The following is a 15,585-nucleotide window of genomic DNA, read 5'->3' on the forward strand; positions in this document are numbered from 1 at the left end:
GCCTCAGGCCTTGGTGCGCAGGCTGTTGCGCGGCGGCACCGGCCGCCCCACGCGCAACTGATGCCGCCAACGCCCTGCCTGGAACCAGGTCGCTGCCGCCAGCGCCGCCACCACCAGCGCAGCGGCCGCCGCCGCTGAGGCCCCCCACCAGGCCGCCGCGCCAAGCGCCAGCAGCAGCACGGCCGCCGCCAGCGGCTGCAGCTGGCCCAGCCGCCGGTCGGCGCCGGAGCAGCTGCGGCAGTGGCGGGTGTGGCTCTCGTAGCGCTCGAGCAGCGGCGTTTCCCCCAGCCGCTCGGGCAGCGGCGCCTCACCGAAGGGTTTACCGGCGCCGCCGCTGACCCAGTCGTGCAGGGCGCGCACGTAGCGATCGGACGGGGTGGCCAGGTAGCAGGAACGCACCAGCGCGTCGCTGCCGCCCCGCTGCTGCAGCACCCGCTCCTGCCAGTGCAGGAAGGCCTGGTCGTCTTCCAGCACCACGTGGTTGGCCAGGTGCTGCAGCCATTCGGGCCGCAGCTTCAGCAGCCGCGCCGGCAGGGCCGATTCGAAGCGGAAGGGGAAGCGGGCGAACAGGCGGCACTCCCCCGGCCGGATCGGTGTGGCGTACACCACGGTGAGGATGCGGGCAAAACCCTTGGCGGTGAGGTCGTGCCACATCAGGCAGGGGGCCTGAAAGCTGGTGTGCTGGGTGCCGAGCGTGCCCCGGCGCGGCCCCTCGGGCCACACGCCGGTGAAGCCGTCCGGTCCGCTGCTGGTCAGCTCCAGGTTCACCGGACCGGCCGTCTCGCGTTTGCCCACCGTGGCGTGATGGGTGAACGGCACATGGCTCACATCGAGCACGTTCTCCAGCAGGGTGAGGGCGTCGTAGGGCAGGTCGCGGAAGGTGTCCTGCACGCTCCAGCGCTCCGGTTCCGCCGCGAGCATCGGCAGCAGCGGCAAGGGCACGGCGGCAGCCGCCTCCGCCTCCCCGGCGAACACGAACAGCAGCCCCTGCCCCGTGGCGGTGGCATAGGCGCGGCAGTGGCTGCGGGGCGAGGCGGCGGCCGTGTCGCCCTCCGCCTGGGGAATGGCGGTGCAGTGCCCGTCGCCGTTGAAGGTCCAGCCGTGGTATGGACATTCCAGCTCGCCCGCTTCATTCAGCCGGCCCTGGGAGAGCGGCACGAGCCGGTGCGGGCACACATCCGCAAACGCGCGCCACTGGCCGGGCTCCCGGTCGTACCAGAGCACCAGGTCGTCGCCCAGCAGGGTGAACGGGGTGGGCCGCGCCGGGTCCAGATCCTTGAGATAGGCCACGGGATACCAGCTGCGTCGCCAGATCGACCCCGCGGCCGGCAGGGCGTCGGTGGCCACGGTCGTAGGGCTGGCGGAGTCGGCGGCAGCGGCGGGTGTCAACGGAGCACAACCTGGGGGGTCGAATCTGGCAGGGCTGCCGGGGTGGCCGCGGTGCGGCCGGATGGCAGAGCGGTCCTGGGGGCCGAGCCAGTTCCGCAGGTTTTCTGACGGACTTGTTGCGGCACGGCTGTGGCGCCGGACGGGATTCGGCGCACAAGAACTGACCAGACGGCCCTTCAATCCACCCTTCCAACTCTCGCCTGCAGCTCCTGTTGCGCCAGCGTCAACCAGCTGTGGTCCCTGCTGCAGATTTTACAGTTACAGATATCCTGGCTGCTGAATTCACAATGGCAGCAATCACTGCTGTTAACTTCACGGATGCAGAGATCACAAGTATAGAGATCACAGGCCTGAAAACCCTCGATAAAGATCATGCAGTTGCTGATGTCATGGGTACAGATTTCGCTGCCACAGATTTCGCTGTCACAGATGTCGAGATCGCAGAGTGAGCGATCACCGAGCCGACAGCCGCAGGGGTCTGCCCAATAGAACAGCGGCTCGAACGGGCCTCCCCATGGGCTTGCTACAGGTAAGGCAGGCAGCAGCGTCCTCACCCCACACCTGCCGCCTTCAGGAAGCGTGATGCGGAACTGGAAGAGATGTCTCGGAGTTGTGGCCTTGCTCTGATCCTGGACAGAGTGGTGAGCAGCACCGGAACCGAGCGGCTGGATGGGCAGGCTCTTCACGATCGGCGACAGCGTCTCGCAGGGCTTTCGCAGTGGCTGCACCGCCTTCACGGAACATGCCTACAGCACCCATCTGGCCAGAGCCCTGGGGATCGCGCCCAGCGACTACCGGCTGGTGCTGTGGGAAGAGGAAAAGCTCAAGTTCGACCTCGAAGCACTGTTTCGCAGGCTGGAGGGCCGTTTCGGTGTGGACGTGGATTGGGGGGAATGGCCGCGGGCCTTGCTGCAGATCATGGGCGAGCTGGATCGCGCTGAAACCTATTTCGAGCGAGGGCCGGGAGCCATCGGCCAGCCCGTGCCGTCCTTCAGCTCACCGTTCACCGACAACACCGCCGTGGAAGGGATGCGGGTGAGCGATGCCTGGGAGATCACCCCGGCGCTCTGCAAGCATCGAATCCAGCGCGACAGCCGTGGCCTCGACAACAACTTCGGCCTTGCCTGCGCCAATCAACCTTTCTACCGGGCCGCCTACCGCGTGCTCAATCCCCAGGCCAACGACACGTTTGACGCCCACTCCCCGATCCGCTGGCTGGAAGTTGTGGCGTCCAGTGAAGGTGTCGACAATCTGATCGTCTTCCTGGGGGCGAACAATGCTCTCGGCACCCTCTTTTCCCTCGACGTTCGCCTCACACCGGGGGATGGCAGAAGCTTCACCGCCCGCAGTGAAGACCCCACCAAGCCCGATCCCTTCAACCTCTGGCATCCGAACGATTTCGAGCGCGACTACCGGCAGTTGCTCGAGAAGATCTGTCAGGCGATGGCCAGCAACCGCAACGCCAGCTGGAAGGCCTACGTGGGAACGGTGCCGCTGGTGACGATCGCGCCGATCATCGACGGCTTCGGGGAGGAACGGGTGGTGAAGGATCCGCGCGTGCCGCCGGGCAACGCCGCCGGCACCTTCCGCTATTACCAGTACTACAAGCGCTATGGCGTCAGCGATGCCACGGCTCTTTCACGGCGGCAGAATCACCTCACCTTTCGTGATGCCCAGTTCATCGATAACGTGATCCTTCGATACAACACGATCATCAAGCAGTTGCTGGCTGAATTCAATCAGCGCTATTCCCACAGCCCGTTCGTGCTGGTGGACATTGGCGATGTGCTCTCCCGCATGGCCTGGAAGCGCAACAGCGGCATGCCCAATTATGTGTATCCCGAAGAATTCCAGTGGCTGTATCCGCCGCTCAATACCAAGTTCTACAAAGCCAGCAAAGAGGGGGAACTGCTGGAGGGCGGCATCTTCAGCCTGGATGGCGTCCACCCCACCGTGATCGGCCAGGGGATCATCGCCTGGGAGTTTCTCAAGGCCTTCCAGGCCAATGGCTCCGCCCCGGCGTCTGCTGCGATCGATTGGCCTGAGATCATGAAGCAGGATGAGCTCTACAGCAAACCGATCCGCGTGCTCGACGACCTCATCGAGAACGATCAGGTCGTCGATTTCTTCACCCAGGTCATGGCGTTGCTGGGGCGCTGAGCGCTGTTGCGCAGCCCCGAACGCCGCCGCCTCCCACGGCTGGCCGCTGGTCTGGCCTGCCTCAGGCCGCCGGGGCCTGCAGCGTTTCCTCCCAGCCGGCGCAACGCTGCTGATCGAGATGGCCGATGTGCAGCCGCTCGCTGTAATACAGCTCCTGGAAATGCAGCGCATCGCGGTTCAGTTCAACGAACAGCGCCTCGATCCGGCTTTCCATATCGAGCAGGGCCGGTGTTGCCCCGCCGCTGCCGCTCGGCGGGGCCGCCGCCGTGCTCCGGCTTGCTGTCGCTGAGCCGTTGCCGTTCTCTTCGGCCAGCAGCCGGGCGATGCAGCGCTCCAGGGTTTCCAGGTTCTGGCCGCGCCAGGAATCGAGCAGGTGGCGGCAGCGCTTGAGGCTGCGCTGACGCTCCAGCACCGCCGTGGTGCCGCGCAGCTGCAGCAGGGGCTGGGCCAGCACCATGCGTTGCAGCTCGTTGGGCTCCAGCAGGGGGGTGAGCCGGTTGAGCAGTTCGCTCTGGTCCATCAGCAGCTGGTCGGCCAGCAGGCGGGGCAGGTCGAGATCCCCCAGATCCTCGCCGGGATCAGTGCCGCGGTTCACCGCCTCCAGCCGGCCGGCGCCGAGGTTGTCTTCCTCCAGCTGGCTGATCGCCGCCCACAGCAGCCGGTGGTGCTGCAGGGCGAAATCATCCAGTTCGCGCAGCCGCAGCTCCCGTCGGATCGCGCCGCGGTGGGCGGGCGCATGCAGGTAGAGGCGCAGCAGCTCCGCCTCCGCCCGCTCGCGCAGGCCGACCTCGCCGGGTTTGTCCCAGCGGCTGGCGCGGCCGTGCCAACGCTCGCCCTTCACCTGCAGGCGCAGGTCTTCCTCCAGCTTCTGGGCCAGGCGCGCCTGGCCGCCGGAGAGGCGCTCGGCCACCTGCTGCAGGTAGTGGCTGCGCACGGCGCTCTGCGGCAGCTTGCCCAGCAGGGCCACCAGAGCCGACACCGCCTGCTGGAACTGATCGGCGCGGGCCAGGTCCTTGCCCTCAAGTGCCTGCTCGATCTGCCAGTCGAGCCAGAGCGGCGCCTGCTCCAGCAGGGCGCGGTACTCGCCGGCCCCGTGCTCCTTGAGGAAGTCGTCGGGGTCCTTGCCGGCGGGCAGGTGCAGCACCCGCAGCTCCACCTGCCCCTGCAGCGCCAGCTGCTCCACCTCGCCGATCGCCCGCTGCGCCGCCCGCACGCCGGCGCCGTCGGTGTCGAAGTTGAGCACGAGGCGGCGGCTGTCGCAGCAGCGGCACAACTGGGTGATCTGCTGGCTGCTGAGCGCCGTGCCGAGTGACGCCACCGCATTGGTGATGCCGGCGGCGTGCAGGGCGATCACGTCGAAGTAGCCCTCCACCACCACCGCCTGGTCGTCCTTGCGGATGGCGTTGGTGGCGCGGTCGAGGCCGAACAGGTGCTTGCCCTTCTCGAACACCTCCGTTTCGGGGGAGTTGAGGTATTTGGGTTCGCCGCCGTCGAGGCTGCGGCCGCCGAAGCCGATCACTCGCCCCTGCCGGTCGCGGATCGGCACCATCACCCGGTGGCGGAAGCGGTCGTAGAAGCCGTCGCCCCCCTTGCGCGGCACCACCAGACCGGCGGCCTCCAGCAGCTCGGGCGCCAGCCCCTCCACCTGCTGCAGGTGCTTCAGCAGCCCATCCCACGCCTCGGGCGCATAGCCGAGCTCAAAGCTCTCCAGCGTGGTTTCGCTCAGGCCCCGCTGCTGCTTGAGGTAGGCCAGGGCGGCGGCGCCGGCGGGGCTGCGCAGCTGGCTGCGGAACCAGCCGGAGGCCAGCGCCAGCGCCCGCAGCAGTGCTTCGCGGCGCGAGAGCTGCTGCCGCAGCCGCTCCTGCTGCGGCCCCTCCACCGTTTCTACCGGCAGCTGGTATCTGCGCGCCAGATCCAGCACCACATCGCTGAAGCTGGTGCGCTGCAGCTCCATCAGGAACTTGATCGCGTTGCCGCCGGCCCCGCAGGAGAAGCAGTAATAGAACTGCTTGGCGGGTGACACCGTCATCGACGGCGATTTGTCGTCGTGGAAGGGGCAGAGGCCCACGAACTCGCGGCCCTTCTTCTTGAGCACCACGTGCTCCCCCACCACATCGACGATGTCAGCGCGTTCCTTGACGGCCTCGATCGTGCGGGGGTGAAGGCGGGCCTGGGGTGCCGTGGGACTCAAGGAAAGGCGCTACCGGTAGGGGCTGACTTGTTCCCATTCTGCCCGAGGCCACCAGGTGTAGGGAGCTGCCGTTGCCACCATCCCGCCGACGCCAGGCACCGCCCCGCCGGCCGGGCAGTGTCTAGCGTCGGCGATTGCGGGCGTCGCGCCTGCTTGGCTGGGATCCGGCATGGACATGCTGCTCAGCGCCCTGGCCTTCAGCCTGATGGGGGTGTGCGTCAAGGCGCTGGGCGGGCGGTTGCCGGTGGAGCAGGTGGTGCTGGCCCGCTCGGTGGTGAGCCTGCTGATCAGCTGGTGGATGCTCAGGCGGGCGGGTGTCTCGCCCTGGGGGCAGCGCAAGGGGTTGCTGGTGAGCCGTGGCGTGCTCGGCACGGCCGGCCTCTATTGCGTGTTCCTGGCCATCGCCGGCCTGCCCCTCGCGGTGGCCACGGTGCTGCAATACCTCCACCCCACCTTCACGGCCCTGCTGGCCTGGCCGCTGCTGGGCGAACGGCCCGGCGCCCGGGTGTGGCTGGCGGTGGCCCTCGGCTGGCTGGGCGTGCTGCTGCTCACCGATCCCGGCGTCCTGGCGCTGGTTCTCCCGCCAGGCACGGCGGCTGGTGTGGCGGCTGGCGCGGCCCTGCCCACCCTGCCGCTGCTGTTCGCCCTGGCCGGCGCGTTGCTGTCGGCACTGGCGTACGTGAGCGTGCGCGCCCTGCGCCGCAGCGAACACCCCCTGGTGGTGGTGTTCTATTTCCCGCTGCTGGCGCTGCCGCTCAGCCTGCCGCTGGTGCTGCTCCATCCGGTGATGCCCACCACGGCGGAGTGGGGCTGGCTGCTGGGGGTGGGGGTGTTCACCCAGCTGGGCCAGCTGGCCCTGACCCGCGGCCTGATGACGATGCCGGCCGCCCGCGCCACCGCACTCAGCTACGTGCAGGTGCCGCTCGCCGCCCTCTGGGGGCTGCTGTGGTTCGGCGAAACCCTCGACCCCGACATCCTCACCGCCGCCGGCCTCGTGCTCGGCTCCACCCTCTTGAGCCTGGGCCGCTGAAGGGTCACGCCGGCGGCCTTGCTCAGGCCATCACCATCAGGCCATCGCCGTGATCGCGCTGCGGAAGCGGGCGTGGGCCACGCCGAAGAACACCGAACCGATCAGCAGCAGGGCCAGGAACTGGGGCCACACCACCGAGAGCGTGGCCCCACGGAAGAGGATGCCCTGGGCGAGCATCACGAAGTGGGTGTTCGGCGCCGCCAGCATCACGGTCCGCACCAGCTCGGGCATGCTTTCGCGCGGGGTGACCCCACCCGAGAGCATCTGCAGCGGCAGCAGCACCATCATCAGCAACAGGCCGAACTGAGCCATCGAACGGGCGAAGGTGCCCAGGAAGATGCCCAGCGAGGTGGAGGCGAACAGGTAGAGCGTCGCCCCGGCGGTGAACAGCGGCAGCGAACCTGCCAGAGGCACCCTGAGCAGATCCTGCACCACGAACAACAGGGACAGCAGGCCGGACAGAAGCACCACCAGACCCATCGACCACACCTTGCTGGCCATGATCTCGAAGGGCGTCACCGGCATCACCAGCAGGTGCTCGATCGTGCCCCGCTCCCGCTCCCGGATCAGCGCGGCGCCGGTTAACACGATTGAAAGCAGAGTGATGTTGTCGATCACCTTGTTCACGGCACCGAACCAGGTCTTCGTGAGCTCGGGGTTGAAGCGCATGCGCGTCACCAGCTGCAGCGCGGGCTCCGCAGTTGCCTGGCTGTTCTGCACAAAGGTCTGCACCTCGGTGCTGATGATCGACTGGACATAGCCGCTGCCCGTGAGCGCCTGGCTGACGCGGGTGGCGTCCACGTTGAGCTGAACAGCCGGTGAACGGCCGGCCAGCACATCGCGCTGGAAGCCGCTGGGAATCACCAGGGCGAAGGTGTCGAGCCCCGCATCCATGCGCTGGTCCATCCGGGCCTGCTGGATCAACTCCGGCAGCTGGAAGTAGGGCGGCTCGAACGCAACGATGATCCGCTCGGAGAGCAGCGAATGGTCTTCATCCACGATCGCGATCGGGGCCGTGTGCAGCGTTTCAGGAAGCACCGTGGCACCGGTGTAGACCGACACCGTGAAGACGAAGACGATCAGCAGCAGCATGATCGGGTCGCGGGCCAGGCTCCACAGCTCCTTGAGACCCAGATGCAGAACATTGGCGGCGCGCATGGTTCAGCCCTCCTGTTTCTTCAGGAAGAGAACGGACAAGCCGAGCAGGACGGGCACGGCCAGCAGCAGCGCGGCGAAGGCGCCGGATAGATCCGCGAAGCCCAGTCCCTTGGAGAAGGTGCCGGTGGAGATGGTCAGATAGTGGGCCGTGGGATAGATCGCTCCGATCACCGCTCCGGCGCCCTGCAGGGACGACACCGGATCGAGCAAGCCGCAGAAGGAGGTGGCCGGCAGGATTGTCAGCACCGCGGTGCCGAACAGGGCGGCGATCTGGGTGCGCACCAGGGTGGAGATCAGCAACCCCAGGGAGGTGGCACAGATCACGTAGAGCAGGGCGCCGCTGGCCTGGGCCAGCACGCTGCCGGTGAGAGGCACGGCGAACAGGGTGACCGCCAGCAGGGTGAGCAGCACATAGTTCACCATCGCCAGGGCCACGTAAGGCACTTGCTTGCCCAGCAGGAACTCCAGGCGGGTCACGGGGGTGGCGTAGAAGTTGACGATCGTGCCCAGTTCCTTTTCGCGCACCACCGAGAGCGCCGCCAGGATCGCCGGAATCAGCAGCAGCAGGATCGGAATCGTGGCCGGCACCATCGCCACCAGGCTGCTGATGTCGAGGTTGTAGCGGAAGCGTGTCTCGATGCTGGCGGGGGGGAGCGGGCTGGTTTGACCCAACACGCGCCGTGCCCTGTCCTCCTGCCACTGACCATGCAGGCCCTGCACATAGGCGCGCACCGTCTCGGCCCGCATCGGCATGGACCCGTCGATCCAGGCGCCGATCTGCACGGGGTTGCCGCGCTCGAGATCACGCCCGAAGCCCGGTGGCAGTTCGATCGCCACGCTCAGCTCCCCCGAGCGCATGCGCCGATCGAGGGCGTCATAGCCGTCCAGTGGCGGATGTTCGATGAAATAGCGCGACCCGGCCAGATTGAGGGCGTAGTCGCGGCTTGTTGTGGTGCCGTCGCGGTCGAGCACGGCATAGGGCAGATTCTCCACATCCATGCTCATGCCGAAGGCCATCACCACCATCAGGAACAGGCTGCCGAGCACGGCCGTGCTGATGCGGATCGGATCGCGGCTCAGTTCCAGGGCCTCGCGCCGGGTGTAGCTCCCCAGCCGTTGCAGGCTGAACCCCTGCTCCTGCCTGGGTGATCCCTGCCGGGGTGGCGCTGCTGCCGGGGGAGCCTGGAGCGCTGCGGTTGTGGGGTTGGGGGCGCTGTCGCCGCTCGCCTCCTCCAGGTAGCCGATGAACGCCTGCTCGAGCGAGGCCGCGCCGCGCCGCGTCACCAGGCCGGCGGGGGTGTCGCTGACCAGCACCCGGCCGGCATGCATCAGGGAGAGGCGGTCGCAGCGCTGCGCTTCGTTGATGAAATGGGTCGAGAGGAAAATCGTGACCTGTTCCTGGCGCGACAGGTCGATCAAGTTCTGCCAGAACGTGTCCCGCGCGATCGGATCGACGCCTGACGTGGGCTCATCGAGGATGAGCAGGTCGGGCCGATGCACCAGTGCCACCGCCAGTGACAGCCGCTGGCGCACCCCCAGCGGCAGGGCAGCGGGGAGGGCCTCCTCCAGACCCGCCAAGCCGAACTGCTGCACCAGCTCCGCGACACGCCCGGGGATCTCCGCCTCCGGCATCTGAAACAAGCGGGCGTGCAGCACCAGGTTCTGCCGCACCGTCAGCTCGCTGTAGAGCGAGAACGCCTGCGACATGTAGCCCACCCGCCGCCGGGTGCTGAGGTCATCGGCGTCCAGGGGCTGGTGGAAGAGGAGGACCTGGCCGGAGCTGGCCGGCAGCAGCCCGGCCAGCATCTTCATCGTGGTGGTCTTGCCGCAACCGTTGGAGCCGAGGAAGCCGAAGATCTCGCCGCGCTCGATGCGCACGTTGACCCGATCGACCGCCAGGAACGTGCCGAACCGTTTGCTCAGATCCATGGCCTCGATCGCCACCTGGCCATCGCCCGGCGGGCGCGCTGGAATCGTCACCGGATGGTGCTCCCGCCGCCTCGCCTCGGGCAGCAGGGCGATGAAGGCGTCCTCCGCAGTGCTGGTGCCGGTGCGCCGCCGCAGCTCCGCCGGGCTGCCGGTGCTGAGCACGCGGCCGCCATCCATGGCCACCAGCCAGTCGAAGCTGGCGGCCTCGTCCATCGAGGCGGTCGCCACCAGCACGGTCATGGCTGGGTGCTCGCGCCGGATGCTGCTGATCAGGTCCCAGAACTGGCGGCGCGAGAGGGGATCGACCCCGGTGGTGGGTTCATCGAGGATCAGCAGGCCGGGGTCGTGGATCAGGGCGCAGCACAGGCCGAGCTTCTGCTTCATGCCCCCCGAGAGCTGGCCGGCCGGGCGAGTGCCGAAAGCCGCGAGTCCGGTGCGCTCCAGCAGCTCGGCGCGGCGGCTGCGGCGCTCGGCGCGGCCCTGGCCGAACAGACGCGCGAAGAAGTCGATGTTCTCGATCACCGTGAGCGTGGGCGACAGGTTGTTGCCCAGGCCCTGGGGCATGTAGGCGATGCGGGGGCAGACCTCGCGGCGATGACGTGGATCGGCCATGTCACCCCCCAGCACCTGCACGCGGCCCTTCTGCCTGCGGCGGATCCCAGCGACCAGGGCCAGCAGGCTGGATTTCCCCACCCCATCCGGACCAACCAGACCGGTGAGGCCACCGCCGACCACATCGAGGCTGACGCCGGCGAGGGCCCGGGTCGCGCCGAACTGCAGCTGCACATCCCGGAGCTGAACGACCGCTGGCGTCAATCCGGAACCCTCACCGTCAACGCCGCCGGCCAGGCGACCTTGGGGTCGAGTCGGACGTAGGCCATGCCCGGCAGTCCGGTCTTGACGCTGCGGATGTGGCGTTTCAGCAGGGCGGGATCAATGCGGGCCTTGATCCGGAACATCAGTTTCTGGCGCTCCACGGCCGTCTCCACCGTTTTGGGGGTGAACTGGGCCACATCGGCCACGAAGGTGACCCGCGCCGGAATCACCAGCTGAGGAGCGGCGTCCAGCACTAGGTGCACATCAGCCCCCATGCGCACCTTGCCGGCCTGGGCCGTGGGCAGAAAGAACGTCATCGAAACGTCGGAAAGGTCGACCATGTTCAGCACCTTCCCGCCGGCGCTCAACACTTCGCCGGGCTGGGCCACGCGGTACTGCACCCGCCCATCCCTGGGGGCCTGGAGCTGGCTGTCAGCAATGTTCGCCTTGATCCCCTCGATCCGGGCCTGGGCAGCCGCCACCGAGGCCTTCGCCTCGATCACCAGCGAGCTTGCGGTGGTTATGGCGGCGCGGCTGGCCGCCACGGTGGCCTGGGCGGAGGCGACGATCGCATCAGCGCCATAGAAACCGGCGCGGGCATCGTCGAGGCTCTCCGCTGAAACGGCGCCACTGACGAACAACTGCTCCGTGCGGCGGCGATGGCGGCGGGCGTCTTCACGCTCTGCGCTGTGCTGCAGCACGATGGCTTCCGCAGCCGTTCGCTCACTGCGTCGCTGGGCCACACTGCTCTGCGCCGTCTCCACAGCGTTGCTGGCCTTGCGCAGATCCGCCTGGGCTTCACGGAGTTGGGCGTGAAGCACATCGGTGTCCATGCGGGCCAGCACCTGCCCGCGAACAACGAAGTCCCCCTCCTTTCCCAGCACTTGCTTGAGCCGGCCCGCTGACTTGGCCGCCACATCGATTTCTACGGCCTCAATGCGTCCGTTGCTGCTGGCGAACCCCGGCGCCAAACCCTTCGGCTGGTTGGCGCGCCAGAGCCAGCCTGCCCCTGCACCGGCCACCGCAAGGGCCGTGATCACAAAAAGCCAATGCTGCCGGGTCATGATCTGGCTGCGGTTGGAATCAGCTCGACCCAAGCCCATCCCTGAGCTGCCTGGAGATTGGGGCAGGCGATGGTCAACAGGGCGGCCAGCTTATTTGCCTGATCGATGTCACACCTGGATGGCAGTTGATTCACCGACAACAAAGCCGTTCTCGCTTCTCCATTGCGTTCAAGCCGGGGTTGTTTCGTTCAATGACCCTGACGATCCTGTTCCCCTTGCTGGTAGGCCCGTGGCAGACCCCTGTCTAGCCAGGCCGTTCACCGGCGCCGGCTGAAGGGTGTACCGAATTGGTGGCAGAAGTGCAGCACATCTGTGCGAGATGCGCGGAAGTCTGGCGCATTGCCTTGATCAGTAGAAGGCAGGGGCCTGAAGCGAAAGATGCTCAAGATGACCATGATCTGGGGGTAGTGGTTGCCGCCATAGCCGCCTTGAACGCTGGGATCAGGTTGCGGTTGTCCGCAAGGCTGATGGCGAGATCATGAACACATTCTTGGCTTCCTTTGTGCAGTTGGCCATCCCCGCCTCACCAACACCACGTTCGTGATGAGGAGCGTGGATCGATCACCATTGCATGCCGAGATCGCTCAGGCGAACACCATCCAGATCTGGGAGCACAATGTTGGCGGCACCAACACGCTCCTGAGGTCCGATGCCAACCGACCACATCCCTGCAGCAATGGCTGCTTCAATGCCAACGGCGGCATCTTCAACCACCACACAGTTGGCAGGAGCAAGGTTTAATTGAGCGGCAGCACATTGAAAGATGTCTGGTGCTGGCTTGGGGCGTTGAACGCTGTCGCCGTCTGCGATTGCATTAATGAAAGCTCCGATCCCAAGCCTGTCGATGACAGTGCGTGCATTCTTGCTGGCGGAGCCAATCGCAATTTTCATCTTTGCTTGTCTGAGCTCCTGCAAAAACTCAATGGCCCCTGGAAGCATGTCCTGGGGGGTGATGGTTTGGATGTCTTCAAGGTAGTAGCGGTTTTTGCGCTCCATCATGTCCTGAAGTGCAGATTCGGAGTAATGTCGCTCGCCGATGATCTGCAGAAGCGATCCGCGTCTGGACACACCACGCAGGGCCTCATTGGCCTTGCGATCGAAGGGTAGCTTTTCCTCGTCCGCTAATCTCTGCCAAGCGCGGTAATGAGATTCGGAGGTGTTCGTCAACACCCCATCCACATCGAAGATGAAGCCCTTGATGTCTGGAGCTTGAGTTTGAGGTGGACCTTGAGGTGGAGGTGGTGCTGGCTGTGACAGATCAAAACTGTGCCAGGAACCGCGCCATTGCAGCTTGAATCTGAGCCGCTTCCAGGTTGGCGGCAGATGGGGAATCGCCATTGGGCTATTTCCTTTCATGTGAATACCGGCGAAGCCGAACACCACGGCTTGCCATACGCCACCTGCTGATGCCGCATGAATCCCATCTGCTGTGTTGCCGCGGCTATCTTCGAGATCAACGGTTGCTGCCTGCATGAAGTATTGATAGGCTTCTTCTTCCTTGCCCAGCTTTGCGGCCAGGATCGAAAGAATGGCAGGGCAGAGCGACGATCCGTACGTGGTGTCTGTGCGGGGAGTGTAGTAGTTCCAGTTCTTTTCGAGAACATCAGGGTAGGAAAGGCATGTGTTGGTATCTCGCATGAGATAGAGGAGCATCAGGACGTCAGGTTGCTTCAGTACCTGAGACTGATTGGTCATGTCCATTCCCAGAACGTCCTGCATGGAGCGATGTCGGGGCTCGTAGTCATTCAGGTGGATGTCTCGTAAGTCGAAGAACTGATCAAACTGTTCAATCAGCCCGGTTTTTGTATCGTATGGGGTGTACAGCTGTGCGATGGCGGCTTGGAGCTGGCGCAGCCTGTCTGCATTGAGTTGTAGCTTTTGAGCGAGCACAGCGGCGTGGTCAGGAAACTGCTGCTGCAGCCATCCGTAAACGGAGACGGCTGTCTCCAGATTCCACTTCGCCATCCAATTGGTATAGGCGTTGTTGTTCACCTGTTCGTGGTATTCATCAGCGCCTATCACTCCATCCAGTTCAAACCGTTCCCGCTCCGGCTTCCACTCCAGCCGACTCATCCAGAAGATGGCAGTGTCCAGAATGACTTCGGCTCCGTAGTCTCGTAGCCAGATGTCATCGCCAGTTGTCTGCCAGTAGTGCCAGGCCGCATAGGCAATATCGGCACTGATATGAATTTCGCGATCACGGCACCAAATGCGTATCGCTTTCGAGTATGGGTCGGTCTGAATGGACCACCTGGGCGTCATCTCATCACCCGTGGCTGCACTCTCCCAGGCAAACATCGCACCGTGATAGCCACTATGGGAAGCTTTTCGCCGTGCACCACTCAGGGTGTGATAGCGGTAGGTCAGTAAGCTCTTGGCAATCTCAGGCTGCGTCAAGGTGAACAGTGGCAGGATGAAGATATCCGTATCCCAGAACACGTGTCCTCGATACCCAAATCCCGATAGCGTTCTGGCCGGAACGCTGACGCGGCTGCAGTCTGCGCATTCACCCGCGATGTGCGAACAAGCGCCAATAAACAATTGGAAGATGTTGTAGCGCACGGCCACTTGTGCGTTGGTATCTCCTTCAATCTCTATATCGCTTTGCTGCCAAAACTCGTTCCATGCGTTCTGATGCGCCCTCAGCAGAACGGGATAGGCCGGCAGGTTGGTCAGTTTGGCCACAGCCGCCTGGGCGGGATGGTCCACATCCTGTGATGTGATCAAGGTGACAACTTTCTCCACGCCCACGGTTCTTCCCTTGGCCGCGAGAAAAGTGATCGCGATGGTGGGGCAATCAACAGAGCTCGTTGTTCGTATTGGTAGATCATTGTTGATCGGTGTCATTCTGGCTGCCATGCCGAGTTCAACATGAGAACTGCGGGTGCGAACATGCAACCAGATGCCTTGATCATTCGTTCCCCGGTCGAGCTGCTGCCAATGATCAAAGCCTTGGTTGTTGGCAAAGCCGTGAAGGCTGGTCTGAATTTCAATCGCTCCAGTGAAATCAACAGGAGTGATCTGGCAGTTCAGTCCGAAAACCGGATGATCTGCCAAGCTCGCAAAGCGCTCAAAGCGAAGATCCACGGTGTTCCCCGTTGGGCTCCGCCAGCGCAGTGCACGGCTAAGGATCCCGTTCCGTAGATCCAGTGTTCGTTCGTAGTGGAGGATGGTGCCATGATCCAGTCGGAATCGATCGCCGTTGATCACGATCGCCAGTTCCAGCCAATCTGGACAATTTGCGAGCTCGGTATAGGCTCCAGGAATGTCGTCATAGACACCATGCACCAGTGTGGCTGGCATCGCATTGGGATACCCTTCTTCAAAGCTTCCCCGCGTACCCATGTACCCGTTGCCGAACGTAAATACTGTTTCTCTGGAGCGTATCTTTGCTGGATCGAAGTGATGCTCGCTCACGCTCCAGTCTGTGTATGTCAGTTCATGGGAATCACATGAAGGATGCAGTGAGCTTGTGAGTTCTGTGGAAGTCATCGGCCCTGGTTGTCTGGGGGTGTAAGCGTATGCAGCTATGGTGTCTTCGCTCTGTTAACGCGTTAAACTCAACCTTCGGATCTGGTTGTGCGCCGATGGGGCAATGGTGATGTTGCCTTGGTTTGGGGCAGCACACATCCCATCACATCGGTGTAATCCTGGACGAGTGACTTCAGCCATCCTTGGCTTCAGGGTCGATGCCGTGGCCCATGGGATGGTGTTGCTCCATGTCTTGAGCCAGTGCGGCTGGGGGAAGTGATCAAACGCCAGCCCGTAGCCTGTCTTCATGATGATGCGCACGACTCAGGCGTGGTCGCTGTGCGGCAGATCTGAGGTGCCGCGACCGGTCTTGAGGG

At 64.7% G+C, this 15,585-nt stretch carries 9 protein-coding genes; 3 read left to right on the top strand and 6 right to left on the bottom strand.

Annotation, left to right across the window (positions count from 1 at the left end):
* Nucleotides 1–3: 3 nt before the first annotated feature.
* Nucleotides 4–1,332 carry a Rieske 2Fe-2S domain-containing protein gene (locus tag CJZ80_RS11865; RefSeq protein WP_094513528.1) on the bottom strand — a complete coding sequence of 443 codons (1,329 nt, stop codon included), beginning with the start codon at nt 1,330–1,332 and terminating at the stop codon, nt 4–6.
* A gap of 269 nt (nt 1,333–1,601) precedes the next feature.
* Here CJZ80_RS11865 and CJZ80_RS15150 point away from each other — a divergent pair, with 269 nt between their 5' ends.
* On the top strand, nt 1,602–1,838 hold the full coding sequence (locus CJZ80_RS15150; protein ID WP_144037017.1) for a hypothetical protein: 237 nt from the start codon (nt 1,602–1,604) through the stop codon (nt 1,836–1,838).
* A 220-nt stretch (nt 1,839–2,058) separates the two neighbouring features.
* Complete coding sequence (locus CJZ80_RS11870; RefSeq protein WP_094513354.1) at nt 2,059–3,549, top strand: hypothetical protein; 1,491 nt, start codon at nt 2,059–2,061, stop codon at nt 3,547–3,549.
* Nucleotides 3,550–3,610: 61 nt separating this feature from the next.
* Here the strand turns inward: CJZ80_RS11870 and dnaG are convergent, their stop codons facing one another.
* Nucleotides 3,611–5,740, bottom strand: coding sequence for a DNA primase (gene dnaG, locus CJZ80_RS11875; RefSeq protein ID WP_094513357.1), 2,130 nt, complete (start codon nt 5,738–5,740; stop codon nt 3,611–3,613).
* Between the two features lie 175 nt (nt 5,741–5,915).
* Here dnaG and CJZ80_RS11880 point away from each other — a divergent pair, with 175 nt between their 5' ends.
* The gene (locus CJZ80_RS11880) at nt 5,916–6,770 is read left to right on the top strand and encodes a DMT family transporter (RefSeq protein ID WP_094513532.1); all 855 of its coding nucleotides are present in this window, start codon (nt 5,916–5,918) and stop codon (nt 6,768–6,770) included.
* A 36-nt stretch (nt 6,771–6,806) separates the two neighbouring features.
* Here the strand turns inward: CJZ80_RS11880 and CJZ80_RS11885 are convergent, their stop codons facing one another.
* From CJZ80_RS11885 to pgmB, 4 genes are all read right to left on the bottom strand, one after another.
* A complete protein-coding gene (locus CJZ80_RS11885; protein WP_094513362.1) occupies nt 6,807–7,928 on the bottom strand; it encodes an ABC transporter permease in 1,122 nt (373 codons plus the stop codon).
* Between the two features lie 3 nt (nt 7,929–7,931).
* Complete coding sequence (gene rbbA, locus CJZ80_RS11890; protein WP_094513364.1) at nt 7,932–10,673, bottom strand: ribosome-associated ATPase/putative transporter RbbA; 2,742 nt, start codon at nt 10,671–10,673, stop codon at nt 7,932–7,934.
* Nucleotides 10,670–11,770 (bottom strand): HlyD family secretion protein, encoded by a 1,101-nt coding sequence (locus CJZ80_RS11895; RefSeq protein ID WP_233133047.1) that lies wholly within the window; start codon nt 11,768–11,770, stop codon nt 10,670–10,672. The genes rbbA and CJZ80_RS11895 overlap by 4 nt, the downstream gene beginning before the upstream one ends.
* A gap of 528 nt (nt 11,771–12,298) precedes the next feature.
* Nucleotides 12,299–15,229: a beta-phosphoglucomutase gene (pgmB, locus tag CJZ80_RS11900; protein WP_094513367.1), complete on the bottom strand. Its 2,931-nt coding sequence runs from the start codon at nt 15,227–15,229 to the stop codon at nt 12,299–12,301.
* Nucleotides 15,230–15,585: the final 356 nt, after the last annotated feature.

The sequence above is a fragment of the Synechococcus sp. MW101C3 genome, from assembly GCF_002252635.1.
Classification (GTDB): Bacteria; Cyanobacteriota; Cyanobacteriia; order PCC-6307; family Cyanobiaceae; genus MW101C3.

Excerpts from the sequence above, each read along its gene's own strand:
- CJZ80_RS11885 (WP_094513362.1), bottom strand. The coding sequence starts at position 7,928 with ATGCGCGCCGCCAATGTTCTGCATCTGGGTCTCAAGGAGCTGTGGAGC.
- CJZ80_RS11880 (WP_094513532.1), top strand. The coding sequence starts at position 5,916 with ATGCTGCTCAGCGCCCTGGCCTTCAGCCTGATGGGGGTGTGCGTCAAG.
- CJZ80_RS11870 (WP_094513354.1), top strand. The coding sequence starts at position 2,059 with ATGGGCAGGCTCTTCACGATCGGCGACAGCGTCTCGCAGGGCTTTCGC.
- pgmB (WP_094513367.1), bottom strand. The coding sequence starts at position 15,229 with ATGACTTCCACAGAACTCACAAGCTCACTGCATCCTTCATGTGATTCC.